Origin of the sequence: Novosphingobium sp. 9U (genome assembly GCF_902506425.1) — a bacterium.
Classification (GTDB): domain Bacteria; phylum Pseudomonadota; class Alphaproteobacteria; order Sphingomonadales; family Sphingomonadaceae; genus Novosphingobium.
Window position 1 is genome coordinate 2,279,079 of the sequence record NZ_LR732469.1, and the last position, 24,621, is coordinate 2,303,699.

The window sequence follows — 24,621 nt, forward strand, 5'->3', positions numbered from 1 at the left end:
GCGTTAGATATTATGACGAATGGAAGATCAATTCTATCTTACTCTCAGAATTTTGAAGATGTACTGCTGTGGAGGGCTCTCCGGCATGTACAGAATGGCGCCTATGTTGATATCGGCGCCCAGGATCCGGTGGTCGATTCCGTAAGCAAAGCCTTCTACCTACGGGGTTGGAGGGGGGTGAATGTTGATCCGAACGTCACTTACGCCGACGCCCTGAGAAACGATCGCCCTGAAGACTTGGTCATCCAGGCTGCAGTGGGGACTTCGCAGGATCCCATCACATTTTTTTGCATCCGCGGCACCGGCCTTTCTACAGGGATTGCCTTGATTGCCGAAGAGCACCGCCAGATCGGGTATGAGGTGGACGTTACCACCGTCCCCGTAGTCACCTTGGCCAGTGTACTACGTTCCGTCACGGCAGACGACATTCATTGGCTGAAGATTGATGTTGAGGGCATGGAGGCCGACGTCTTGGACAGCTGGGGCGAATGTAACGTTCGACCCTGGATACTCGTGATTGAGGCTACGCATCCAAACAGCCAGCGGAAGACGGAAGCTGCATGGGTCCAGAAAGTTAGCGTTCGCGGCTACCATGAAGTGCATTTTGATGGGCTAAGTCGCTTTTTTGTCTCGGATAGCCATTCGGAGCTCGATGCAGCTTTCGAAACACCGCCAAACGTGTTTGATGCATTTCAAGTAGCTTCGCATCACTTTTCGGTGGGCGAAATATGCCGAGAACACGAGAACGATACCCTTCGGCTTCAAGCTGCCGCGGCAAAGGCGGCTGAGGCAGCAACGCAAGCCAGAACAGCTAGCGCCAAGCTCCTTGAGAATTATCAACATGTTGAGAGCCAAAAGCAGGAATTGGAAAGGGCAGTTCAAGCATTAACCTTTGATCGAGAGCACACCGCCACTTTACTTGATGAACGTACGTCCGCATGGGCGAGGGATGTTGCCTCGCTGCAAGCGAAAATCTTGTTGGCCAGTGAGAAATGCGATCGTTACGAAAAGCTACTCCACGAGGAACGGCAAACCTCTTCAAACACCCGTGAAAAGGCCGCTTGGACAATCGCGGCATTAGTCTCGCGAGTGGAAAGTGGCGACCGCAATGCCGTCGAATGGGCGAAACGGGAAGAAGCGGCACGAAAACAATTTTCCGAACTTACCGATAAGCACATCGACAGTGTCGCAGGATATGAAAGGCTGCAGGCTGAGGTACGTGTGCAGCTTGAGCGCGCTGACAAGGAACTAAGCGCGCGCCTCTCCGCGTGGGAACTTGACCGGATTGAGTGGGAAGATCAGATTTTCGATGCCAAACAAAAAGGCGAGAGATTAAATGCTCTTCTTGAGAATGCGCGTCAGGAACTTGCACGTAAAAGCAGTGAGACTGACGCAACGATCATGGCGCTGACTTCCCGCATTAGCGAATCCGAAAGCGTGATTTCCGATATGCTCGAGCAAATAGCTCTATCTCAACAAACCTTAAGCAAACTTTACGATGAGCGTAAACAACTTCTGCTCCAATCTGATAAGATTATTTTGAATTTAGAAAACACCAAAGCAGGGTATGAGGCTCTTGTTTGCGCTGTCCGTCAACAACGAAGCACGGGCTTAGCTGGACGTGTTCGACGGATGGCGTCCAAACTAGGTCTATATGATATGTCGTCATGGGAACGTGATATTTCAGTACGATCTTCCAGTTACCTTGCGCGGAATAAGGGTGAAATGAAACATTTTCGAGAAGCGATATTTGAAAACTCAGAAGTTTCGGTAGATAGCACAAAGCCAGCTTCTAATTTGCAATCTCTGCTGTCCTTGTCAGGGGTATCGTTTTTAAGATGTGCGTACCTTACGTTATTAGGTCGTCTTCCTGACCCGGACGGAGAAAATTATTATATATCACGCCTTAGATCTGGCTGGACGAAAGCTTCTATTCTCAGCCAATTGCGAAGCTCGCGCGAAGGGCGGAGATACAAGGTAGAAGTAGATGGCTTGAGTCATATGATTGCTCGTCACAGACGCACTCACTTACCATTAGTAGGGTGGATTTTTCGAGCGTTCTATGACCAAGATGGTGATTCTACTATGGAAAGAGCGGTACGCCGTGTCAATTATTCTGTCATTGACATGAGTATTCGCCTTGATGAAGTTGTCACTTCAACTGAAAACCTTAGATCTACTTTCGAAAAAGTAACGTGCCGCATGGATAATTCCAATTTTGAAGTAACTCGGCGCATTGATGAGGTTATTGGTTTAATCGTTGAAATAGAAAACGGCGTTCACCATAATTGTGATTTGGCGGAGCGGCATTATCACGCACTTATAAATAACCAGACAAAAGCTGAGAGTCAAACTAAACTGTATATGACTGTCGAAGACATCTTAAAAATCGCAGAATGAGGTGGTCGTGAAAGTTTTTATCAGCGATGCAATTGGCCATGAGCGACTACCATTCTCCAATTCTAAAGAAATAGTTTACGGGAAGGCACATTATTCATGGAAACTTATATCGAAGATGTACCACGAAGCTCTAGAAAAGATTCACATTCACACATGGAATATCTCAGCACCTGACATTTATCAGTCGGAAGAGGCGCGTCATCTCGCCCATATTTCTGCTGAAGACATCCATATAGCCGTAAAACCAATCGAACATATCCGCCCTATGTTCGGTGTTAGAAATTTCTTTGTATGCGGCTGGGAATTTCCGGAATTTAGCAAAGAATGCTTAGATGGAAATCCAAACAATAATTATGTCGCTATTATGAAGCGTGCCGAACGGGTTATGTGCTGGTCTTCATTCAGTGCAAGCAATTTAAAAAGGTACGGAGTTAGAAGTGCAGTCGCACTACCACCGCCGGTGGTGGCTTTGATGGATAAGCGTCACGAGTTCTCAGGCGATATTGTTTGTTGCCACTACGCTCCTAGCGAACCGCATAATTTTGCTTATTCATCTCTCGGAGCAGTGCGGGAGAATTATCATCACGTGTTTTTCATCGTTATGAACCCATGGGATCGCCGGAAAAACTTTGCATCGTTGGTTCAAGCATTTACAAAATATAAAAGTAGCATTGGGAAAAGCAAAAAATCTGCTTTAGTCATTAAGCTTGTAATCGATAATGTAACTACACTCGCAGAACATTCTATAGAGATTTTGGAAAAGCATTTTGGTACTGAAAATATATCTGAAGACATATACTTTTTTGGAAAAAATATTTTATCGTCCCAGATGGTTGGTCTTTATAAAAAGTTCGATTTCTACATTTCATCATCCTCAGCAGAAGGCCTTAACCTCCCGTTGATAGAAGCCATGGCTGTTGGAATGGTCCCAATCAGTTCGACCGCTACGGCAATGGGCGACTATATCACCGAAGAAAATGCACTTGTTCTTCCGACAAGCTCTGCGACCGCGGATGCGCATTTTAGTGCTCTGGCGGGCAGTCTCAAGCTAACGCACTTTCCTCCAGAGCAGGAGGAACTAATGACATCGTTCGCCAAGGCAACAGATATGACTTCCGCAATGCGCAACGCAAAGAGCGCCAGAGCCCGTCAGACTGTGGAAGAGCGTTACGGACTTTCTCGTTTTGACCAGGATTTCAGGAAAGTGGCGGGAGTTCAGTGAAAATGTTTCACAAAGCACGCTCCAATTTAGTCATCGACATTGCCCCCTTGTGGGAAGAACAGTTCACAGGCATATCAAACGTGGTTTGTGAAGTGGCGTCTCGAGCATTGAGCGTCAGGGAAGATGATTTCCACTATCAGTTTAGTGCATTCCAGCACATCGTTGACCCTACGGTTATCGAAAGTTGTGTTGAAGAACGCCATGGCCGCAAGCTTCGTGAAGCTTTCGCCGCAAACGCGGTTAAGCCTGTAGGTCAATGCCCATCTGTCGATCCGGCTAAAGATTTAGCCTTGTTTCTTCATGTTAAACCGGCTTTCCGTCGGTTTCGCAAAGAAGCCCATCTCTATTATGACTTGTCGTACCTTAGCGTTCCGGAAACCCACGCTGACGATACAATTCGGTTCCACTTGAACGAACTCGCTGCGCAGATTGAAACGGCAGACCAGTTCTTCACGATATCAAAGTCGACGGCACTCGACCTGCAGTGGTTCTTCGATGTACCGGAGAAGAAGATTCAGGTAACGTACTTGGGTCACAACACCGATCTCGCTCTTGCAAATGAATTCATCTCTCGCAGCTTTGACAGAACAGCAGAACCATACATTCTGTGTCTTGGAACCATAGAACCACGTAAAAACGTTTCCCTTTTACTGGCTTGGTTGCAACAAAATCCTGGAGTTCTTGATGCTTGCCGTTTCGTATTCTGCGGGCGCGACGGCTGGGGGACGTCTTTTTTTGATCAGGTCAGACATCACGAGCTGGAATGGGCGATACAGTCGGGGCGCATAGTTCACTTCGGCTTTGTGTCACAAAAGCAAAAGGCAGCTTTGTTGTCGGCGGCCCAAGCACTGGTGTACCCATCGCTCTTTGAAGGTTTTGGCTTACCGGTGCTTGAAGCTATGGCCCAGTCAGTTCCGGTTCTCGCAAGTTGCAGCACCTCGATCCCTGAGGTGATGGGTGAAGACGGAATCTACTTCGACCCGCACTCCATCGCCTCGTTCACGCAAGCGTTTTCGCAGTTCACGCAAGAGCGCCGCAACGGAACTCTTGCTGCGCGCGTAGCGCGTCTGCGGGACCGATCGGACACGTTCACCTACGACAACATGTTCAAGGAAATGATGGATACTATGCGCACGTTATGAACCCGGTCTAGACGAGGTCTCATGCCCGCCATTGACGAAAACGGTGGAGGAACAATCGTCCACGTATCAAGGGAGCTGCGACATTAGCTGCGAGACGTGCTCCCCGGATTTTTTCCGGCTAGAAACATGGTGACGTGACCCCTTTGACCCTGTCCCAGTTCTGCCACCGGCCAGAAGGAGAGATCCGGCTGTTCATCGGCCGGGGTCAACCCGGCCGATGAAGCAAATTCGGCCGGTGTCATGAACCCAGGGTTGTGTGAGGTCAGGTCTCGTTAAAGTCCGTTCGCCACGCCTCGATCTTGCTCCTGGCGTCGTCCAAAGACAAGAATCAGTGCGTGTTGAGGCATCATCGCGCAGCCGACCGTTGAAGCTTTCCACAAAGGCATTGTTCGTAGGCTTTCCCGGCTTGCTGAAATTGAGCGTGACGCGGTTGATGTAGGCCCAATGGTCGAGGGCCCGAGAGATAAATCCCGGGCCGTTGTCCACCCTGATCTTGGCAGGTGCATCGTCCCGCTCGAACAGCAGGCGATCCATGACGGCCAACACCTGCTCGCCCTTGATACCCTGATCGACATGGATCGCCAGGCATTCGCGGGTGTACGCATCAACGACGGTCAAGGCGCGGAAGCGCTTTCCATTGAACAGGGCATCGGACACGAAGTCCATCGCCCAGACTTCGTTCCTGCACGACGGCAGCGGCGTTAGCGCTGCGAGCGCCCCACATGGACGGCAGCGGGCGAGCGCGTGAGGAGGCGTCTCCTGGTTTAGGAGATGAGCATGACGTTTGTGGGTGATGCTGATGGTGGTGACGAGCATTCGCACCATGCGCCAGAGGGTGCGAGTTCGAATTGGGTCAGTGTGCCGCATGGTGCGAAAGCGTCAGTTCCTGGCGAGGTGCTGCGGTCGCGGCGGACCAATCGCAGGTGNTCGCCAACCTGGTCGAGAAGAAGCTGTACCGCATGAACCGGCACACCTTCCTGCTCGATGGCGACAACGTGCGTCACGGCCTCAACAAGGACCTGGGCTTCACCGAGGCCGACCGCATCGAGAACATTCGCCGCGTCGGCGAAGTCGCCAAGCTGATGACCGACTCCGGGCTGATCGTGATCACCGCGTTCATCTCGCCGTTCCAGGCCGAGCGCGACATGGTGCGCTCGATGCTGCCCGAAGGCGAGTTCATCGAGGTGTTCATCGATACGCCGCTGCGCGTCGCCGAGAGCCGCGACGTGAAGGGCCTGTACAAAAAGGCGCGCTCGGGCGAGCTGAAGAACTTCACCGGGATCGACAGCCCCTACGAAGCGCCGCGCAATCCCGAGATCCGCATCGATACCCAGGCGATCACTGCCGAACAGGCCGCCGACCTGATCATCGACCGACTGCTCGGAGACGCTTGATGCCGATCGAAAACGATGGCGATCTCGCCGCGCATCTGGCGGAGCAGGCGGGCAAGATCCTGCTCCAGGTCCGTGCCTCGGGGGTGTTCGGTGGCAAGGCTCTCGGAAAGGCGGGCGACCAGACGGCCAACCAGTTCCTGGTCCATGCCTTGCGTGAGCAGCGGCCGGACGATGGCCTGCTCTCCGAGGAGGAAAAGGACAACGCCGAGCGCCTGGCGCAGAGCCGCGTGTGGATCGTCGATCCGGTCGACGGCACGCGCGAGTACGGCGAGGAACGCCAGGACTGGGCGGTGCATGTCGGCATGGCGGTGGACGGCCAGCCGGTGCTCGGCGCCGTGGCGCTGCCTGGGTGCGATGCAGTGCTCCGCTCCGACCAGCCCGGCGAGGTGCCACCCGCGCCCGAGACGTTGCGCATGGTGGTCAGCCGCACGCGTCCCGCGCGCGAGGCGACCCAGGTGGCCAAGGTCCTGGGCGCCGAGTTGGTGCCGATGGGTTCGGCTGGTGCCAAGGCCATGGCGATCCTGCGCGGCGAAGCGGACATCTACCTCCACTCGGGCGGGCAATACGAGTGGGACAGCTGCGCGCCGGTCGCAGTCGCGCTCGGCTGGGGGCTGCACGCCTCGCGGATCGACGGCTCGCCGCTGGTGTACAACCAGCAGGACGTCTATATGCCGGACCTGCTGATCTGCCGGAAGGAGCATGCCGAGCGCGTGCTGGCGGAGGTCGCAGCGCTCGGATAAGCGGCACCGCCTTCCTATCTGATCAACATTGTCGATTAGTGCTTTGGCGGCTATGCTTCAGCGATGAGCGCAGCCGCATCCGCCGTCGAAGCCAAGACCCGCCGCCGAGTGCGCGATCCTATCGCCACGCGTGAGACCATCCTCGAAGCGGCGAGCAACCTGCTTGCCAAGGATGGTCCCGAGGGCGTCAGCCTGTCCGCAGTGGCGCACCTGGCAGCGGTCAATCGCGGCACCGCCTACCAGCATTTCGAGACGCGCGAGCGCTTGATCGAGGCGACCGTGCAGTGGGTGTCCGACAAGCTGTTCCGCGCCGTCTTCGGCGATCCCGCGACGATCGGCGAGCGCCGCGTGGAGGAAGTCGATCCGCTCGCCATGGCCGAGCGGTTGTGCGACTTCGCGATGGACAATCCCGACATGTGCCGCGTCTGGCTGCAGCAGGTGCTCGCCTCGCCGGACCCGCGCCAGGATCCGTTCTGGCGTGAATACTCGGGCTCGTTCGGTCGGTTCGCGCGAACCAACATGGCCGAGCCGGGGATCGACGTCGACGTGCTCTCGGTCGTCAACCTCGCCGGCGTGTTCTTCTGGCCGATCCTGGCGCGCGCCCATGCCCATACGCCCAAGCAGCGGCTCGAACTCAGCCGCCGCTTCAGCCAGGAGATCGTGCGACTCTCGCTGTTCGGCACCATGCGTGTCGAGGCATTCGCCGAGATTGCCGAGCGGGTGCGGCCCACCGCTGCAAAGTAACGCCTTCGCTCGGGCGATGAGCGCTGCCAGCGTCATTGACGCGACGCGGCACATGCCGCTTGTGCAGGCGCACAGGTTTGATAGCCCTTTGGGGGCGTAGTGCCGGGGCTCGGCGCCGGCCAGCGAGGAGAATGCGATGTTTTCGGCAATCGTGATCGACAAGCCAGGCGGCGATCCCAAGGGGCCGCAGACGGTCGAGCTCCAGCAGCTGGACGACGGCGCTCTGCCTGAGGGTGATGTCACGATCGACGTTGCCTACTCGACGCTGAACTTCAAGGACGCGCTGGCGATCACCGGCAGCTCGCCGATCGCCAAGAAGTACCCGATGGTGCCTGGTATCGACCTTGTCGGCACGGTCAGCGAGAGCACCGGAACCGAGTTCAAGGCGGGTGACACCGTCGTGCTCAACGGCTGGGGCGTGGGCGAAGGTCACTGGGGCGGCCTGGCGCAGAAGGCGCGGCTCAAGTCCGAGTGGCTGATCCCGCTGCCAGGCGCCTTCTCGCCTGAGCAGGCTATGGCGATCGGCACCGCCGGCTACACCGCCGCGCTGTGCGTCGATGCGCTGGTCGACTGGGGCGTGACGCCAGAACAGGGCGAAGTGTTGGTCACCGGTGCCACCGGCGGCGTCGGCTCGGTGGCGATCATCCTGCTGAAGAAGCTGGGCTTCTCGGTCGCGGCGCTGACCGGCAAGACCAGCGAGGAGGCCTACCTCAAGGACCTGGGTGCCGAGACGATCATCGACCGCGCCGAGTACGCCGAGAAGGGCCGCCCGCTCCAGAAGGAGCGCTGGGCCGGCGTCGTCGACACCGCCGGCAGCCACACCCTGGCGAACGCCTGCGCGCAGACGCGCTACGGCGGCGCAGTCGCGGCTTGCGGTCTGGCGCAAGGCTTCGACCTGCCGGTGACGGTGATGCCGTTCATCCTGCGCGGCGTGTCGCTGCTCGGCATCGACAGCGTCAACGCACCCAAGGCCAAGCGCCTGAAGGCCTGGGACCGGCTGGCCAAGGACCTCGATCCGGCCAAGCTCGACACCATCGCGCAGACCATCGGCTTGGGCGAAGCGATCGAAACCTCGAAGAAGTTCATGTCGGGTGAGGTGAAGGGCCGCTACATCGTTGATGTGAACGCTTGATCGCGAGCATAGCCAGTCCCCTCCACCACTGACCTGCTGTCAGCGGGACCGCTCGCGGAGCGAGTGGTGGAGGGGCCAGCAAGTTCGGCGTAACGAGACGAGGGCTCACGCAAGAGCCCCATCGACATCGGAAAGGGGAGAAGCGATGACGCAATTGGCTGAGATCGTCGGCGGCGTGTCCGAAGTGCGCGGCATTCCGCTTTCCGAAGAGGAAGGCCTGGGTGCGCTCACCCTTGCCGGCTTTGTACGCGAGATCGCCGAGCGCTATGGCCCGCGCGAGGCCGCGGTGCTGCACTTGGGCGACCGGGTGATCCGCTGGAGCTATACCGATCTGCTCGATCGCGCGATGGAGGTCGCCAAGTCGCTGGTGGCGCTAGGTATGGGCAAGGGCACCCGCGTCGGCATACTGATGACCAACCGCCCCGAGTTCCTCGCTGCCGCCTTCGGCGCGGCACTGGCCGGGTGCGTGCCGACGCCGATCAGCACCTTCTACACCGCGACCGAGCTCGACGTGGTGCTCAAGGCATCGGGCGTGTCGTGCCTGCTGCTGGAGCGTAGCGTGCTCAAGAAGGACTTCGCGCAAGTCCTGCTCGAGCTGGAGCCGCTGGCGAAGGATGCGGCGCCCGGCGCCCTGCAATCCACCAGCTATCCGTTCCTGCGCTATGCCGCGATGATCGATGGCGAGGAGCCCCTCGGCATGATTGAGGGCTGGAGCGCCTTTCTGGCACGCGGGCGCGACATCGCCGATGCTACCGTGAACGCCCGTGCCGATGCCGTCGCTCCGGCGGACCCGGGCATCCTGCTGTTCTCCTCCGGCTCGACCGGCAAGGCCAAAGGCATCCTCAACGCGAACCGTGCGGTCTGCCTGCAGATTTGGCGCTGGGCCAAGTGGTACGCGATCGACCCTGCGCATCCGCCGCGCACCTGGTCGGCCAACGGCTTCTTCTGGTCGGGCAACTTCACCATGGCCTTCGGCACCACGCTCTCGACCGGGGGCACGCTGCTGCTGCAACGCTGGTTCGATGCAGCCGAAGCGCTGGAGATCATGGAAAAGGAGCGTTGTAACCTGCCGATCGCCTGGCCGCACCAGTGGCCGCAACTGGCGGCGGCGCCCAACTACCTCGATGTTGACTTGTCACCGATGCGTTACGTCGACAAGCGCATGCCGATCGCGCAGCACCCGACCATTCACAGCGAGTGGATGGAGCCGGGCCAAGCCTACGGCAACACCGAGACGTTCACGCTGATTTCGGTGTTCCCATCGGGTGTTTCGCCAGAGATTGCCGGAGACAGCCACGGCATTCCCACCGCCGGTTCCACCATCAAGATCGTCGAGCCGCTGACGGGCAAGACCGTACCGGTCGGCGAGCGCGGCGAGATCGCGGTGAAGGGGCCGACGCTGATGCTGGGATACATCGGCATCCCGCTCGACGAGTCGCTCGACTCCGAGGGGTTCCTCCGCACAGCCGATGGCGGCTTCGTGGACGAGCGCGGGCGGCTGCACTGGGAAGGCCGGCTGAACGACATCATCAAGACTGGCGGCGCCAACGTATCTCCGCTGGAGATCGATGCGGTGATCCGTGACCATCCGGAGGTCAAGGTCTCGCAGACCGTGGGCGTGCCGGACGAACTGCTCGGCGAACTGGTGGTGACCTGCATCGTTCCCGTTGCCGGTAAGTCGCCCAGCGTCGAGGCGATCAAGGCTTTCGCCAAGGAAAAGCTCGCCAGCTACAAGGTCCCGCGCCGCGTGCTGTTCGTGGCCGAGAGCGACCTGGAAACCACCGGCAGCGCCAAGATCAAGACCGCCGAACTGCGCAAGCTCGCCGCTGAACGGCTGGAGGCGGTGGTGTAGCAACCACCCCTCATCAGAGGTCGGGACTACAGCAGAGGAACCCTCATGACCGATTTTGCCGACTGGCTCGCGATCTGCAACGTCAAGGCGGACTACTGCTACCTGCTCGACACCAAGCAGTGGGACGCCTGGGCGCAGCTGTTCACACCCGATTGCATCTTCGACACCACCGAAAGCGGCGGCACGCGGGTGGAAGGCGCCGCGCAGATGGCGGGTTTCGTGCGCGAGAGCCTGGCCGGGGCTAAGACCACCCACCACGTCCATCAGCCGCAGATGACCTTCGACGGTCCGGATGCCGCCGTCGTGATCTGGGCGATGCAGGACCGTGTGATCAAGGACAGCTTCGACCTGCTGGGCACCGGCCACTACCACGAGCGCTATGTGCGCACGGCAAAGGGCTGGCGCATCGCCTTTCAACGCCTCACCCGCCTGATCGTCGACATGCGGCCGGGAGCCGCGGCGGGTGATGCGCCGGCTCAGGATGATGCTGGCGAACCTTCCTTGCGAGGGTAACGGCGAGCGCAAGTCGGCTACCGCGGGAACGCTGTTCCCGATTTCGCACGAACCATCGCCGATGCGATAGGCAGTCTCTTGTTCTGGCGATATGGTGAGCGCAAATCCAGCCCGGAACCTGGCGGGCCAGAACATTGCGGGAGAGAGTGTGGCCAAGACGATCGTCATCACCGGAGCAGGTCTAGGACTCGGGCGCGCGCTGGCGCGGCGGTTCGCCTCGGAGGGAGAGACGCTGGTGCTGCTGGGCCGCACCTTCAGCAAGGTACAGGCGCTCGCACAGGAGCTGGGCGACGCGCATCTGGCAGTGGAGTGCGACGTCGCCTCGCCGGATTCGGTGCGCGCTGCCTTCGCGACGATCGCGGAGCGTTTTCCCAAGATCGACGTGCTGATCAACAACGCCGCGATTTACGAGCCGTTCAAGGTGGTCGACGCGACGGACGCGCAGATCGCCGGTTCGGTGGCGACCAACCTGGCAGGGCCGATCTATTGCTGCCGCTCGGCAATCCCGATGATGGCCGCCGGTGGCCAGATCATCAACATCAGCAGCGAGTCGATCGCGGTGCCCTTCGCCATGCTCTCGCTGTACCAGAGCACGAAGTCCGGGCTGGAGCGCTTCAGCGAGGCGCTGGCCGCCGAAGTCGAAGAACTCGGCATTCGCGTCACCACCGTGCGTGCGGGGCAGATGTACGAGATCGGCAAGGAGCCGCCGGCGTGGGATCCCCAGGCTGCGCAGGAGTTCTACCAGCGCTGCATGGCCAATGGCCTGAACTTGCGCGAGCGGCCGATCTCCAACTGCGAGAACGTGACGGGCGTGTTCCGTGCGCTGCTCGACCTGCCTGCCGACGTCCAGCTGCCGCACATCTCGGTGAGCGCCAGCAAGCACTGACTCTTTCGTTTGCCCGAAAACACCCCTAAGCGAATCGCCAAGGACCCGATCATGACCACACTTCCCGAAGCCAAGCTCTTCATCGACGGCGAACTGCGCGGGGCGACCGGCGGGGCCACCTACGATCTCACCAGCCCCTGGACGGGCGAGCCGGTCGGCAAGGCAGCGAATGCGACGGCGGACGACGTCGAGGCCGCGATCGCTGCTGCGCGCAACGCCTTCGACAACACCGATTGGTCCTCGGACGAGAACCGCGAGAACCGCCTGGCGATCGTGACGAAATACCGCGAGCTGTTCGAAGCCAACCGCGAGCGCCTGGCACAGCTCGCCATCCACGAAGCGGGCGCTGCGCAGGGTGCCGTCATCCGCGCCCACGTCAACATGGCGCTCGATGGCTGGGACGATTACCTGGCCGTGTTCCCCCGCGTCGAATGGGAGAAGGACTACGGCGAGAAGGAAGCCTTCGGCTCGATCCACAAGCGCGTCGCGGTGCGCGAAGCGATCGGCGTGGTCGGGGCAATCACGCCTTGGAACGTGCCGCTCTACGTCAACATCGGCAAGGTCGTGGCGGCGCTTCTCGCCGGTTGCACCGTGATCCTCAAGCCCGCCCCGAACACTCCCGGCATGGGCGCGATCTTCGGCGAGTTGGCGAACGAGGCGGGCATTCCCAAGGGCGTGTTCAACGTCGTGTTCGGCGAGGATCCGGCGCTCGCGGGCGAGATGCTGGTCACCGATCCGCGCGTCGACCTGATCTCGTTCACCGGCTCGACGGGTGTCGGCAAGCGCATCATGGAGCAGGGCGCGCAGACGCTGAAGCGCGTGTTCCTGGAGCTGGGCGGCAAGTCGGCCAAGATCGTGCTCGACGATGCGCCCAACTTCGCGATGGAAGTCGGCATGACCATGCTGGTGTTCCACGCGGGCCAGGGCTGTGCGGTGCAGAGCCGCCTGCTGGTCCCGCGCAGCCGCTACGAGGAAGCCAAGCAGATCCTGAAGGGTGCCTACAGCAACTTCGGCGACAACTGGGGCGATGTCGAGCATCCGCAGCACGTCATGGGCCCGGTCGTCTCCAAGCGGCAGATGGAGCGCGTGCTCAGCTATATCGAGATCGGCAAGCAGGAAGGCGCCACGCTGCTTCACGGCGGCAGCGCACGCCCGGACAAGGGCGGCGGCTGGTTCATCGAGCCGACCGTGTTCGTCGATGTCACCAACGACATGCGCATCGCCCAGGAAGAGATCTTCGGCCCAGTGCTGGTGGTGATCCCCTACGAGGACGATGAGGACGCGATCCGCATCGCCAACGAGAGCAACTATGGCCTCTCGGGCGGCGTCAGCTCCGGCGACCATGACCGCGCGGTGCGCGTCGCCAAGCGCATCCGCACCGGCTCGGTCAGCGTCAACAACGGCATGTGCATCTCGGGCGACATTCCGTTCGGTGGCTATAAGGCCAGCGGCGTCGGTCGCGAATGGGGTGTCGAGGGCATCGAGGAGTACACCGAGCTCAAGATGCTCGCCTGGCCGGTGCGCCAGGCCGAACCGGCCTGATCGAATAGATGGCCAGGGGGGCGGCCGCAGCAAGACAGATCGAACCGGCCTTCCCGCCGGCGCTTGCTGCCGCCGTCTCCATCGCCTGCGATGCGGTGAGCCATAACCTTGCGGGCCAGAAACTGGGCCGCAAGGGCCGCGTCACGCGCGAGCGTATCCTCGCCGCCGCGCTCGAGCTGATCGAGGACAACCAGGACGAAGCCTTCACGCTGAGCGGCGTCGCGCGGCGCGCCGGGTTGGGGATGTCCTCGCTCTACAACTACTTTTCCGACCAGACCGAGCTGCTGCTGGCAGTGCTCGAACCCGTCATGGCGACAGCCGAGGCAGCCTACATGGCGCAAGTGCGCCAACGGTGGAGCGACGAGGAACTGGCTGCGCGCACCCAGGTCTTCGTGCGCGCCTACCACGAGTTCTGGGCGCGGCATTCGGGCCTGCTTCACTTGCGCAATACCCTGGCAGACCAGCTCGACGTGCGCATGATGCTGCACCGGATCAACTCGACACGTCCGCTGATCGCGCTGATCGTCCGACAAATGAGCGGCCGCGACCGCGAACCGGGCACGCCCGAGACGTCGATGGCGACGGTGCTGATGACCGGCATCGAGCGCTCGATCACGCTGTCCACGGACAAGCGCTTTCCCAAGCTGACCGGGCTGCCGTTCGATCGGGACGAAGAACGCTACCTCAGCTGCAGCGCGCGGCTGCTGGAAATGGCGATCCGGGACATGCGGGGCGAGAACGTTTGATCCACGCGTCGTCCCGGGCTTGACCAGGGACCGATTTCACCAGGTCGCGAGCTCGCGGTAAGGCGCTTGCACTCAGAGGTTCGGCGCTGCCGGAACCGGTCCCGTCAGGCCCGGGACGACGCTGGTCCGACACTCCGCGTAAAGCAGGTCGCTGGCGGCAAAGCTTACCCCTTCTTGCCGCCGACGCCCTTCAGGTACTCCTCCATGCCCTTGATGTAGTCCGGGTTCAGCATGAGCGCGGAGTTTGCCATGCGCTCGACATGGCGGCCCTGTTCGCGCCCGACTTCGGAGCACAGCTCGATGGCGATCTTGGCCGCGCCCATCTGCTCACCGTTCTGCTTGGTCAGGTGACGGCAGAACTCCATGACCTCCTCCTCGAAGGTCTCGTCGGGATAGACCTGATGGACGAGGCCCATGGTGAAGGCCATGTCGGCATCAGCCTTCTTGTTGGCCATGATCAACCAGCGCGCCCAGTGCGGGCCGCACATGCGCGCCAAGCGCGAGACGCCGCCTGAGGCCGGGAGCACGCCGAACAAGCCTTCAGGGAAGGCGTAGCCCGCGCTCTTGGCGGCGAGGCGGAAGTCGCACGAGAGGCTCATCTCCAGCCCGCCACCGACGCACATGGCATGGTGCGCGACGACGATCGGCTTTTCGATGTGCTCCATCTCGTCCCACAACTGCTGCATGTTGTTGAGGTTGAGCCGGTGGTTCTCGCGGATGCCGCGCGCCGACGAGCTGTCGTAGACCGGCGCGATCACGTTCTGATTGCCGCCGCGCAAGTCGGCGCCGGAGCTGAAGTAGCGTCCGGTCGAGCGTATCAGCATGACCTTCAATTCGGGCGTGTCGCGCAGCCGCAGTACGGCCTGCGTCAACAGGTCCATCATCTGGCGCGAGATCGCGTTCAGCTTGTCGGGTCGGTTCAGCGTGGCGACGAGGATCGTGCCATCGACGACCTCGGTTAGGAGATGCGGAGCTTCGGCGTCTTCGGTCATGGTCTTGTTCCTCTCCCTTGTCCGATCAGCCGCGCGTGCGGGGCATGCCGAGGCCGCGTTCGGCGATCATCGAGCGGTGCACTTCGCTGGTGCCGCCGTAGATGCGGGTGCCGTGTGCGTGTCGGTAACTCTGGTTGATGAGTTGCAGTGGCCCCTCGCGCTTCGACAGCGAGGCGGGGGCCGTCAGCTGCAGCATTTCGCGCGCGTCGACCAGGAACACCTCGGACGAATACATCTTGGCCATCGGACCGTATGCGAGGTTGGGCTTCTTCTCGACGCTGGCCCACATCGAGCGGAACTCCAGCATCTCGGCAGTGATGATGTGCGCGCGGATGCGCGCCAGGCGCTGCTGCACCGACGGATCGGAGAGACGGCCGGCATCCTCCAGCACCTCCTCGCAGGCGTCCAGCGTCTCTTCGATGGTCTTGGAGAAGCCGCCGCCATGCTCCAGCTCCAGCGCGGCTGCCATCACCTTGGTGCCGCCGTCGACCGGTCCCAGGCGCCAGGTGTCCGGCACTTCGACGTTGTCGTAGAAGGTGACGTTGGTGCGCTCGTCTTGGAACGTGTAGATCGGCTGCACTTCGACGCCCTGCGCCTTCAGCGGCACGATGAACATCGTCAGGCCCTTGTGCTTGGGCACGTCCGGGTTGGTGCGGGTGAGCATCAGCACGTATTCGGACAAATTCGCGCCGCTGGTCCACATCTTGGTGCCGTTGATGCGCCAGCTGCCGTCCTCGACTTGCGTCGCGCGGGTCTGTGCGGCGAACACGTCCGAGCCGCAGCTGGGCTCCGAATAGCCGAGCGAGGTGATGCATTCGCCGCGCTTGATGCGGTCGAGCACCTGCGCCTTCAGCTCGTCGGTGCCGTAGTGGACCATCATGTAGCCCACCATCTCGGTCACGCCCGCCCCGGGGTTCGCATACCCGTGCTTGTTGAAGCACTCGCGCGCGTACTTCTTGGCATAAGGCCCGAGCGCCCGGCCGCCCATCTGCGGATTGCCCAGGAACAGCAGGTTGGCGTCCGAAAGCTTCTTGTGGACAGACGGTACCCAGCCTTCCCAGCTGTAGTGGAACTGGCTGCGCTCTTCGTCGGTGATCTGCGTCTCGAAGAAGGCGTCCACCTCGGCACCCACGGCGCGCGCTTCCTCGCCGATGTCGAACTCGATCGGCAGCTCGCCGACCTCGGGCAAGTGCGCTGTCTCGTTGCCGTAGAAGCGACGCCCGGCTTCGGCGAGCAGGTCCTGCACGTCGCCGCGCACCAGCGCCCAGGCATTGGCGCGCAAGTTGTAGAGGTGGATGTCGTACTCGGTGGTGAGGCCGTAGCCGCCGAACGTCTGCAGCGCCTGGCTGACCGCGGCGGCCGCAGCGGTGGCGCAGTGCCACAGCACCAGCGACACGTTGCCGGCCGCGTCCTCGTGCCCGTCGGCGATCTCGCGGAGCGTGCGCCAGACCATCAGCTTGCCGCCATCGACTTCGCACAGACGGTCGGCAAGAGGGTGCGACACGCCCTGGAAGGTGCCGATCAGCTGCCCGAAAGCCTTGCGCTCACAGGCATAGGCAGCACCCAGCTGCAAGGCTTGGCGGCCAAGGCCGGAGAGTGCGGCCGCCATCAGCAGCTTCCACTCGTCCAGACCGGCGGCGAAGGTCGCCAGCGCGGCATCGCCCGAGCCGAGGACTTGCGACTCCAGCGAGCCGAGTTCGATCTCGGCGATGGGTGTGGTGGCAAGCGTCTCTTCGGCTTGGGCGGTGCCTTCGGGGATCGTGACCAGCACGACGTCGTCACCCCGACGCGCCACGACGGCCCGGGCGTGCGTGCCGCCCGCGATCCACTGCTTGGGCCGGTCGGCAATGTCGTGGAAGGCAATGGTGACGAGGCTCTCGCCGCCAATGGCACTCTCCAGCAGTTCTTCGGCGCCGCCCAGCTGGCCGAGCAGGCGCGCGGCAACCAGCGCTTCGGCGAGCGGGCCGGAAGCGAGGGTGCGCCCGGCCTCTTCCATCACCACGACCGCGTCGAACAGGCCCAGGCCCATGCCGCCCGCCTCTTCGGGCACGCGGATCGCCAGGGCGCCCAGTTCCGCAAGGCCGGCCCACAGCTCGGCATCGAAGCCATGCGTCTCCATCGCCTTGCGCACGCGCGCACTGGTGGAGTTCTCGTCCAGGAAGCGCGCGAAGGTGTCGCGCACCATGGTCTGCTCTTCGGTCAGGTCGAAATTCATGGGTGTGCCGTTCCAGGAGTTATGTTGTCGTTGAAGGCGCATTCGCCTTTGCAGCAATCCTGATCATATCCCGGTGGGCGGTTCAACTTCCCAAATGGGGCCATCGCGGGTGCGATCCTCTGGCGCCGCGATTGGTGCGCCAGTGCGGCGGTGGTACGCTGGAATCCTCGCAGCCGATCGGGAGAGAACGTGGCGCGATTGGAGAGCCTGGACGATCAGACCGATGCCACGCTGGTGGCGGTACCCGGCTATCGTCGGCACATCCGCATCGTGCCGCAGCCCGGCGCCGTTCTCGCGCTGTTGGAGGACGACATCCACGCCATGGCCGTGCGGCTGCGCCACCACCTTGGGCGTGTGTCTGCCGTCGATCCGCTGCTCGATCGCATGCCCTGGACGACGTGCCCCGGGGCTGCGGCGGTGCTGGTCGACACGTTCACCGGCCTGCCGCTCGCCGAAGTCAGCCCGAGGCTGGCGCGCCGGGCGAACTGCACGCACTTGCATGACCTCGCCGTGCTCGCCGCGGCGCACGCCGATGACGCGGCCGAGACCCGCTACGACATCGCCGTCAGCGATCCCGTCGATGGCCGGCGCGAGCTGACGTTGTGGCGCAATGGAGAGCCGATGCTGCGCTGGATCGAGCAGGATGGATTGCTGTCCGCTCCCGCCGAGTTGGCCGGGCGCGCACTGCCGATGCTGCGGGACCTGATCGCAGCCATGCCCACCGATCGTGCCGAGGCGGCGCGACTGTTGCAGTGGGCGGGCCTGGTCGCGCACGGGCGCACCATCCCGTTTGCCGAGCAGAGCGACGCCGCGCGCATCTCGCCCAATTGCTACACCTTCCAGCCCAAACGCGCCGCCGTAACGCGGCGGGTGGGGCAAGTGTTCGACTTCAGCATGACCGGCAGGACGCCCGGTCAGGACTTCAGCCGCCGGCTCGGGCTCGTCCCGACCGAATAGAACCAGACAAGCACGGGAGAGCGACAATGGAAATGAATGACATGGTGATCATCTCGGTCGACGATCACATCAGCGAACCGCCCGACATGTTCAAGAACCACTTGTCGGGGGAGGCGCTGGAGACCGCGCCCAGGCTGCTGAAGGACGAAGCCGGCAAGGACGTGTGGCACTACCAGGGTCAGACTTTCGCCTCGGTGGCGCTGAACGCCGTCGTCGGCCGACCTTTCGAGGAATACGGCATGGAGCCGACCTCGCTCGACCAGCTGCGTGAGGGCGTCTACGACGTGCACGAGCGGGTGAAGGACATGGACGTCAACGGCGTTGCCGCCTCGCTCAACTTCGGCTCGGTATTCGATTTTGCCGGTGGGCGCCTCCACCGCGTGCCGGACAAGAAGATGGCGGTCACTCATATCGCCGCCTACAACGATTGGCACATCGACGAGTGGTGCGGTGCCTACCCGGGCCGCTTCATCCCCTGCGCCATCCTGCCGACCTGGGACATGGACGCGACCGTCGCCGAGCTGAAGCGGGTGACCGACAAGGGTTGCCACACCGTCTCGATCAGCGAGAACCCGACCTGCCAGGGCCTGCCCAGCATTCACAACGAATACTGGGATCCGTTCTACAAGGCGATCAACGATCTCGACATGACGATCTGCCTCCACATCGGCGGCGGCAACCCGGCACCGCATGCCTCGATGGAAACGCCGATCGAGGCGTGGATCTCGACCATGCCGATGACGATCGCCTATGCCGCCTCGGACTGGCTGCAGCTCGACGCGCTGAACACCTATCCCGACATGCGGATCGCGCTTTCGGAAGGTTCGATCGGCTGGGTGCCTTATTTCACCGAACGCGCCGACTTCTCGAACTCGCGCCACAAGTATTGGACCAACTCGCGCTTTCAGGACAAGAAGCCGAGCGAGATGTTCCGCAAGCACTTCCTGAACTGCTTCATCGACGATGCGTTCGGGCTGCAGAACATCAAGTTCATCGGTGAGGACAACATTGCCTACGAGTGCGATTATCCGCATTCCGACACGCTCTGGCCCGAAGTGCCCGAGCGCCTGTGGCCGACGATCAACCACCTGACCGAGACGCAGATCGACAAGATCACGCACGGTAATGCGATGCGCTGGTTCCGCTTCGATCCGTTCCAGCACCACAAGCGTGAGGAACTCACCGTTGGCGCGCTGCGGGCTAAGGCGGCGGCGGCGAACGTCGACATCACGCCCAAGTCGTCGCTCGGCGAGCGGCCGTTGGAAGAGGGCGACGTGCGTCCGGTCACCTCGGGCGATATCATGAAGATGTTCATGCGCCATGAGGACGGTGACCGCATGTCGCGCGTGGTGACGCAGGACGCTTGATCCGGCGAAAGGTTGGCCCCCCTCCGCGGCGGGGAGGGGGGCGTCGCCGAAGGCGGCGCGTCTACGCCCGCATCGAAAACCCCCACCTGTCTCCGCCTCCCCAAGGGGGTGGGGCCTGGTTGTGCTGAGCCTCTAAACAGTTGGCGTATTCTGCCGCCAAACCTTTAAGCAGCGGTCTTCTGCAGCGCCTCGACATTGTCGCTGTCGGGATCGGGCAGGCAAGCGCGCATGGCTTCGCCGATGCTCTGCAGCAGGCCTTCGGTGTTCACCTTGTCCTCACGGCCGTAGACCAGCGAGATCACCAGCGGGTGGTCTTCGGGCTGCCGAGGAACGAGCGCGCACAGCGACTCGGCTTCCGAGCCGAAGCCCACCGGGCCGAACGCATAGCGCCGCTCACGCAGGGCCTCGATCCGCGCGAGCATCTCGGCAGCCGAGAACTTGTGCGCAGCGTCCGCTTCCGCGTTCAGGCGGCGGACCATGCCTTCGCAGCGCGAGGCGGACACCGTCGACAGCATCAGTTGACCGGCGCTGTTGCGGGCCAGCGGCTCCTTGCAGCCGCCGTAGAGGTCGCGCGTGCAAACCGGCGCGCGCGGGCCATGGCGCCACACGATGACTTGCGAGTCGAGGCCGACCATGCCCATCAGCGAGATCGAAAGTCCCGTCTGGGCGCTCAGCCGGTCCATCAGGCGCACCAGGCGTCCATCGCGCACCACTTCCGACTGGCCGGCATTGCCGAGCAGCGCGGCGCGCGGCGTCAGGCAGTACGAGCGGGTATACGGGTCCTTGTGCAACAGGCCCAGCTCCACCAGGCTCGACAGCAGTTCGGACGTGCTGGACTGCGGGCGATTGTAGCGGCGGACGATGTCCATCACGGTCGCTTCGCGATGGCTGTCATCGAAGAATTCGAGCACTTCGATCACGCGTCTGGCGATCTTCGCCTTGTTAGAGCCTGCGGTCATCGTGGGCATACGCATCTCCTCCAACCCGCCATTCAATCGTGACGTGGGTGCCAACATCAGCCGCTTGGCGCCGCGCGTCAACGAGAAAACGAGCAGGTCTCGTTTTTTCCTTACCTTGCTTAGCTTTGAGTCGCGGAATGCTCAAGAGGAGATCATGCATGGCGCCGCCTCACAAGGGAGAACGGTATTGAGATGCGGCGTGACGAGGCGCGGCCGATTCGCGAAAACCGCATGACAAGCGCGTCTGATCGGCCAAGGACAGGCGCAATGGATCTCGCTTCGCTGACCATCACGCCGGCGCGTCTCTCACGGCTGGAAGAGCCCTGGACTCAGCCGCTGGCGCTGGTTCTGCTGACCGGAGAGAGCTACGCCACCGACCTGTATCTGCCCGCCTGTCCGGTGATCGGGCTCGGTGCGGCCAACCATCCGCTCGGCACCCAAGTAGACGTTTTGCTGGAACCTGGGGCCAATCCGGCGCCATTGGCCGCGGCGATCCTGGCCCAGCCGCATGCCGCTGCCACGCTGGTGGAAGTGCTGCGCGTGACCGAGACGATGCCCCCGCTCGATGCGCTGAGTGTCGAATCCATGGCCTATGCCATGCTGCAGGGCAGCGCGGCGCATGGGCAATGGAAGGGCGCACGGGAGACGAACGTCGGGTCAGTGGAAGGCCGAGTCGCGCTCAGCCGCATGGGCGAAGCGCTGGTGATCACGCTGGATCGTCCCCAAGCGTCGAATGCGATCGACCGGTCGATGCGTGACGGTCTGTTCGAGGCCTTTGCCCTGGCCGCCGCCGATCCGGATGTGACCCGCGTGGTGCTGCAAGCGCATGGCAAGGCGTTCAGCCTCGGTGCGGACCTTCAGGAGTTTGGCACCACGAACGATCCCGCAGCCGCGCACGCGATCCGCATGGCGACGCTGCCGGCGCGTTCTGCAATCGATTGCGCGAACAGGCTGGAGGTACGGATCGACGGGGCTTGTGTCGGGGCCGGCCTCGAACTCGCCGCCTTCGGCCACCGGATCACCGCGACTGCGCGGGCCTGGTTCCAGCTGCCTGAGCTGGCGATGGGGATCATCCCGGGGGCCGGTGGCTGCGTGTCCATCCCTCGCCGCATCGGTCGGCAGCGCGCGGCGCTGATGATGCTTTCAGGCCGCCGGCTCGGCGCGCGCCAGGCGCTCGCCTGGGGGTTGATCGACGCGATCGTGGACCAGTTCCCCGGCGATGATGGTGGCGACGACGTCGGCTGAGGACAGGCGCTCGCGTGCTTCGCGCCACGGTCGATCCAGCAGCACGAGGTCCGCCGGCTCACCCACCGCGATGCGGCGCGTCCTGGTGAAGTCGAGCGGGTCGGCGAGGTATAGGGCGAGGGCTTCGTCCGGCGACAAGGCCTCCTCGCGCCCGAGCGCGACGCCCGAGGACGTGCGCCGCGAGACGGCAGCAGCCATCGCGGCCCAGGGATCGGCAGTGCCATAGGGAGCATCGCTGCCGCCCGCGAGGGGTATGCCGCGATCCACAAGCGCACGCAGGCGATAAAGATCGCCTTGATGGCGTGGCTCGACGTCGGCGAGATAGCGATCGCCACGCTCATGCACGAAGCTGGGCTGGACGCAGGCGTGCAAGGCCAGGTCGGCCATGCGGTCGAGCAGGCCGAGCGTCGCTACCGAGACATGCTCGATCCGGTCGCCAAGCGATGGTCCCGCTTCGGCGATCGCGGCCAGCGCGAACACCAGCTCCACCTCGCTGACGCAGTGCACGGCCACGGGGCGGTGCTGCCGGTGCGCGTCGTGGATGAAGGCGACGGCGGCATCGAACTCGGGAAATGCGGCTTCGTGCAAGTGCAGCTTGGCCGGGCCTGGCGTCCATCCCACTGGCGCAGCGTCCGCCAGCGACAGCGCGCCTGCCAGGACGCACCGCTGGCGCAAGCCGCCGCGCGCGCGCTCTGACGCGAAGTGCGCGGCCATGAAGGGATCGTTGCGCGGCGAGATCTCGGTCACGCCGGTCACGCCATGGCGCGCCAGTTGCGCGCTCACGCGGTCTAGCCGTGGCGGCGTGCTGGCGAGCGCGCTCTGCAGCCAGGCGTCGGCGTCGAACAGGCGGCCGGTGAAGCGACTACCCGCCTGCTCCAGGCCTGCAGGCGGCTCCGCTGTCGCGAGCAGGCGTTCCAGCGCTTGGGTGTTGAGCAACCACATGCGGCCGGAGCGATGCTGGATGCGCAACGGCCGGTCGGCGACGAACTGGTCCAGCGCTGTCGCGTCAGGCAAGTGGCCCAGGACGCTCTCGTGATAGCCGATGCCGCGGATCCATCCATCGCCCGGCGCGGACTGCAAGGCTTGGGCAAGGTCGGCGGCGTCCACCACTTCGGGCGGTCCGCAGGCTATCGAGGCATCGCGTGCGGCGAGCGCGGCGAGGTGCAGGTGATGATCGTGCAAACCGGGGAGCAGCGCGCCGCCCCGCGCAGCGACCACGCGCTCGGTGCCTTGCGGATCGAGGTGGCCGATCGCTGCGATTGTGCCTTGTGCGATCCGCAGGTCGCAGCGGCCGTGACCCCATACCTCGGCGTCGCGGATCAGCATGAGAGGTAGCGCGCGTTATCTGCACCGATGGCGTGCACCGGGGCGAGCAGCGGCCGACGAGGAACTTGCGGGAAGCGCTCGCCCTTTGCCGCGCTCCACGCGCGCAATTCGCGTTCGAGCGCCTCGGGATCGTGCGCGCGTTCCTCTGCCAGAGCTTGTGCAACGATGGCGCTCATCGACAGGCCGATGCGTTGCGCCCGGCCGCTACGCAGCGCGCGCCAGCCTTCCAGCGCGGCGGTGATGCCGGTGAGCGGATCGGCGATCGCGTCTCCCACATAGCCGATCTCGCCGGTGCTGTCGGCCAGTGCGCGGGCAAGGCCGCCGGCCACGGCGCAATCGTTGCCGATGCCGGTCCAGTTCGCTGCCTCTCCGCGCGCGCCGTGCCCGGTCACTGACAGCCAGACGAGCCCCGGCACCTCGCGCACCAGCGCCTCGGCATCGATCCCCAAGTGCTTGAGCGCACGCGGACGCGACGATTCGATCACGACGTCGGCGCGGCGGATCAAGGCGATCAGCGCGGCTTTCTGCGTCGAGTCTGCAAAGTCGACCACGACGTTTGCCTTGCCCTGGTTGATCAAGTCGAACGTCGCCGGATCGTCGCGGCGGATGAGGTCGGGGCGGGTGAGGCTTTCCACCTTCACCACATCGGCGCCGGCCAGCCAGAACAGGTGGCCGGTGAGGGGCCCCGCCCAGATGGCGGACATGTCGATCACCAGCAACGGCTCGGCAACAGAGCGCAGCCGCGTGGGGCCATGCACCAGGATCTCGACAGGTGGGCTCACGGGGACTTCGTCCGCCGAGGCCACCGGCAAGCCCAGGTCGCGTCCGCGAGCGACCAGTTCCGCGCAGTCGTGGCAAAGCGCGGCTGCGGCGATCGCGTCGTTGTCGTGGATGGCCAAGTCGGCCTCGCCGAACAGGGCGGGGAGCAAGTCACGGTCCTCGGCGCGGATCAGGGTGAGCGCGAACCAGCCCCCATCGCGCGTCGGCATCAAGCGGCTGCCGCCCAGTCCGGCCGAGACCTGGCCGTTGATCCGGTAATCACCGTTGGAGCCGCGCTCGCCCACCAGCGTGGCGCCGGTGAGTTCGGCCAAGCGGGCGCTGCCAGTTTCGGTTGCGAGCTGCGCAAGCCGGCGATCGGCCCATCGCGCGAGCGGAATGGCTGGCGCGCCAGTGGACACGTCTAGCGGCGCGTTCACGCAAGTCTCGGCTTCTGCAGTGCCTGCCACATTGCGATCAATCATCATCAC

General features: G+C 62.7%; 20 protein-coding genes and 2 pseudogenes. 16 read left to right on the forward strand and 6 right to left on the reverse strand.

The features are described from left to right. Positions 1-12: 12 nt before the first annotated feature. From GV044_RS10710 to GV044_RS10720, 3 genes are read left to right on the forward strand one after another with little or no spacing between them, the layout of a single operon-like run. Positions 13-2,400 (forward strand): FkbM family methyltransferase, encoded by a 2,388-nt coding sequence (locus GV044_RS10710; RefSeq protein ID WP_236554858.1) that lies wholly within the window; start codon positions 13-15, stop codon positions 2,398-2,400. 7 nt (positions 2,401-2,407) lie between these two features. Beyond that, the gene (locus GV044_RS10715) at positions 2,408-3,622 is read left to right on the forward strand and encodes a glycosyltransferase (protein WP_159869264.1); all 1,215 of its coding nucleotides are present in this window, start codon (positions 2,408-2,410) and stop codon (positions 3,620-3,622) included. Between the two features lie 2 nt (positions 3,623-3,624). Further along, positions 3,625-4,764 carry a glycosyltransferase family 1 protein gene (locus GV044_RS10720; protein WP_159869267.1) on the forward strand — a complete coding sequence of 380 codons (1,140 nt, stop codon included), beginning with the start codon at positions 3,625-3,627 and terminating at the stop codon, positions 4,762-4,764. Between the two features lie 268 nt (positions 4,765-5,032). On the opposite strand, the pseudogene GV044_RS10725 reads toward GV044_RS10720, so the two are convergent. Next, positions 5,033-5,439: pseudogene (locus GV044_RS10725) on the reverse strand (DDE-type integrase/transposase/recombinase); the annotation flags it as partial. Positions 5,440-5,612: 173 nt separating this feature from the next. Between GV044_RS10725 and GV044_RS22730 the strand changes: the two are divergent. The 10 genes and pseudogenes from GV044_RS22730 to GV044_RS10770 form a co-directional block, all read left to right on the forward strand. Further along, positions 5,613-5,690: hypothetical protein (locus GV044_RS22730; protein ID WP_256377264.1), on the forward strand; the 78-nt coding region annotated here is incomplete at its 3' end. A gap of 1 nt (position 5,691) precedes the next feature. Continuing rightward, positions 5,692-6,158: pseudogene (gene cysC, locus GV044_RS10730) on the forward strand (adenylyl-sulfate kinase); the annotation flags it as partial. Then, a complete protein-coding gene (locus GV044_RS10735) occupies positions 6,158-6,898 on the forward strand; it encodes a 3'(2'),5'-bisphosphate nucleotidase CysQ (RefSeq protein ID WP_159869274.1) in 741 nt (246 codons plus the stop codon). The pseudogene cysC and the gene GV044_RS10735, both read left to right, overlap by 1 nt. 63 nt (positions 6,899-6,961) lie before the next feature. Continuing rightward, complete coding sequence (locus tag GV044_RS10740) at positions 6,962-7,642, forward strand: TetR/AcrR family transcriptional regulator (RefSeq protein ID WP_159869278.1); 681 nt, start codon at positions 6,962-6,964, stop codon at positions 7,640-7,642. 136 nt (positions 7,643-7,778) lie between these two features. Then, positions 7,779-8,774, forward strand: coding sequence for an MDR family oxidoreductase (locus GV044_RS10745; RefSeq protein ID WP_159869281.1), 996 nt, complete (start codon positions 7,779-7,781; stop codon positions 8,772-8,774). 145 nt (positions 8,775-8,919) lie between these two features. Further along, the gene (locus tag GV044_RS10750) at positions 8,920-10,626 is read left to right on the forward strand and encodes a class I adenylate-forming enzyme family protein (protein ID WP_159869284.1); all 1,707 of its coding nucleotides are present in this window, start codon (positions 8,920-8,922) and stop codon (positions 10,624-10,626) included. Between the two features lie 45 nt (positions 10,627-10,671). After that, positions 10,672-11,139, forward strand: a complete 468-nt coding sequence (locus GV044_RS10755) for a nuclear transport factor 2 family protein (protein ID WP_159869287.1) — start codon at positions 10,672-10,674, stop codon at positions 11,137-11,139. A 94-nt stretch (positions 11,140-11,233) separates the two neighbouring features. Continuing rightward, positions 11,234-12,025: an SDR family oxidoreductase gene (locus GV044_RS10760; RefSeq protein ID WP_236554859.1), complete on the forward strand. Its 792-nt coding sequence runs from the start codon at positions 11,234-11,236 to the stop codon at positions 12,023-12,025. Between the two features lie 51 nt (positions 12,026-12,076). Continuing rightward, entirely contained in the window at positions 12,077-13,567 is a 1,491-nt protein-coding gene (locus tag GV044_RS10765) for an aldehyde dehydrogenase family protein (RefSeq protein WP_159869290.1), read from the forward strand. A 95-nt stretch (positions 13,568-13,662) separates the two neighbouring features. Next, positions 13,663-14,313 carry a TetR/AcrR family transcriptional regulator gene (locus GV044_RS10770; protein ID WP_236554860.1) on the forward strand — a complete coding sequence of 217 codons (651 nt, stop codon included), beginning with the start codon at positions 13,663-13,665 and terminating at the stop codon, positions 14,311-14,313. A gap of 164 nt (positions 14,314-14,477) precedes the next feature. Here the strand turns inward: GV044_RS10770 and GV044_RS10775 are convergent, their stop codons facing one another. Further along, positions 14,478-15,305 (reverse strand): enoyl-CoA hydratase/isomerase family protein, encoded by an 828-nt coding sequence (locus GV044_RS10775; protein WP_159869296.1) that lies wholly within the window; start codon positions 15,303-15,305, stop codon positions 14,478-14,480. A gap of 25 nt (positions 15,306-15,330) precedes the next feature. Continuing rightward, entirely contained in the window at positions 15,331-17,520 is a 2,190-nt protein-coding gene (locus GV044_RS10780; RefSeq protein ID WP_159869299.1) for an acyl-CoA dehydrogenase, read from the reverse strand. Positions 17,521-17,709: 189 nt separating this feature from the next. Between GV044_RS10780 and GV044_RS10785 the strand changes: the two genes are divergently transcribed. Both GV044_RS10785 and GV044_RS10790 read left to right on the forward strand, forming a co-directional pair. Beyond that, a complete protein-coding gene (locus GV044_RS10785) occupies positions 17,710-18,477 on the forward strand; it encodes a DUF2889 domain-containing protein (RefSeq protein ID WP_159869302.1) in 768 nt (255 codons plus the stop codon). Between the two features lie 26 nt (positions 18,478-18,503). Beyond that, on the forward strand, positions 18,504-19,844 hold the full coding sequence (locus tag GV044_RS10790) for an amidohydrolase family protein (protein WP_159869305.1): 1,341 nt from the start codon (positions 18,504-18,506) through the stop codon (positions 19,842-19,844). A 164-nt stretch (positions 19,845-20,008) separates the two neighbouring features. Here the strand turns inward: GV044_RS10790 and GV044_RS10795 are convergent, their stop codons facing one another. Next, complete coding sequence (locus GV044_RS10795) at positions 20,009-20,803, reverse strand: helix-turn-helix domain-containing protein (RefSeq protein ID WP_236554861.1); 795 nt, start codon at positions 20,801-20,803, stop codon at positions 20,009-20,011. Between the two features lie 267 nt (positions 20,804-21,070). Between GV044_RS10795 and GV044_RS10800 the strand changes: the two genes are divergently transcribed. Next, positions 21,071-22,048 (forward strand): enoyl-CoA hydratase/isomerase family protein, encoded by a 978-nt coding sequence (locus GV044_RS10800; RefSeq protein ID WP_159869308.1) that lies wholly within the window; start codon positions 21,071-21,073, stop codon positions 22,046-22,048. On the opposite strand, the gene GV044_RS10805 is transcribed toward GV044_RS10800, so the two are convergent. Both GV044_RS10805 and GV044_RS10810 read right to left on the reverse strand, forming a co-directional pair. Continuing rightward, positions 21,947-23,374 carry an amidohydrolase family protein gene (locus GV044_RS10805; RefSeq protein ID WP_159869311.1) on the reverse strand — a complete coding sequence of 476 codons (1,428 nt, stop codon included), beginning with the start codon at positions 23,372-23,374 and terminating at the stop codon, positions 21,947-21,949. The two genes, GV044_RS10800 and GV044_RS10805, sit on opposite strands and share 102 nt — an antisense overlap. Then, a complete protein-coding gene (locus tag GV044_RS10810; protein ID WP_236554954.1) occupies positions 23,368-24,618 on the reverse strand; it encodes a CoA transferase in 1,251 nt (416 codons plus the stop codon). The genes GV044_RS10805 and GV044_RS10810 overlap by 7 nt, the downstream gene beginning before the upstream one ends. Between the last annotated feature and the right edge of the window lie 3 nt (positions 24,619-24,621).

Excerpts from the sequence above, each read along its gene's own strand:
- GV044_RS10740 (WP_159869278.1), top strand. The coding sequence starts at position 6,962 with ATGAGCGCAGCCGCATCCGCCGTCGAAGCCAAGACCCGCCGCCGAGTG.
- GV044_RS10775 (WP_159869296.1), bottom strand. The coding sequence starts at position 15,305 with ATGACCGAAGACGCCGAAGCTCCGCATCTCCTAACCGAGGTCGTCGAT.
- GV044_RS10755 (WP_159869287.1), top strand. The coding sequence starts at position 10,672 with ATGACCGATTTTGCCGACTGGCTCGCGATCTGCAACGTCAAGGCGGAC.
- GV044_RS10750 (WP_159869284.1), top strand. The coding sequence starts at position 8,920 with ATGACGCAATTGGCTGAGATCGTCGGCGGCGTGTCCGAAGTGCGCGGC.
- GV044_RS10810 (WP_236554954.1), bottom strand. The coding sequence starts at position 24,618 with ATGATGATTGATCGCAATGTGGCAGGCACTGCAGAAGCCGAGACTTGC.
- GV044_RS10800 (WP_159869308.1), top strand. The coding sequence starts at position 21,071 with ATGGATCTCGCTTCGCTGACCATCACGCCGGCGCGTCTCTCACGGCTG.
- GV044_RS10805 (WP_159869311.1), bottom strand. The coding sequence starts at position 23,374 with ATGCTGATCCGCGACGCCGAGGTATGGGGTCACGGCCGCTGCGACCTG.
- GV044_RS10735 (WP_159869274.1), top strand. The coding sequence starts at position 6,158 with ATGCCGATCGAAAACGATGGCGATCTCGCCGCGCATCTGGCGGAGCAG.
- GV044_RS10795 (WP_236554861.1), bottom strand. The coding sequence starts at position 20,803 with ATGACCGCAGGCTCTAACAAGGCGAAGATCGCCAGACGCGTGATCGAA.
- GV044_RS10720 (WP_159869267.1), top strand. The coding sequence starts at position 3,625 with ATGTTTCACAAAGCACGCTCCAATTTAGTCATCGACATTGCCCCCTTG.
- GV044_RS10780 (WP_159869299.1), bottom strand. The coding sequence starts at position 17,520 with ATGAATTTCGACCTGACCGAAGAGCAGACCATGGTGCGCGACACCTTC.
- GV044_RS10765 (WP_159869290.1), top strand. The coding sequence starts at position 12,077 with ATGACCACACTTCCCGAAGCCAAGCTCTTCATCGACGGCGAACTGCGC.
- GV044_RS10710 (WP_236554858.1), top strand. The coding sequence starts at position 13 with ATGACGAATGGAAGATCAATTCTATCTTACTCTCAGAATTTTGAAGAT.
- GV044_RS10745 (WP_159869281.1), top strand. The coding sequence starts at position 7,779 with ATGTTTTCGGCAATCGTGATCGACAAGCCAGGCGGCGATCCCAAGGGG.
- GV044_RS10790 (WP_159869305.1), top strand. The coding sequence starts at position 18,504 with ATGGAAATGAATGACATGGTGATCATCTCGGTCGACGATCACATCAGC.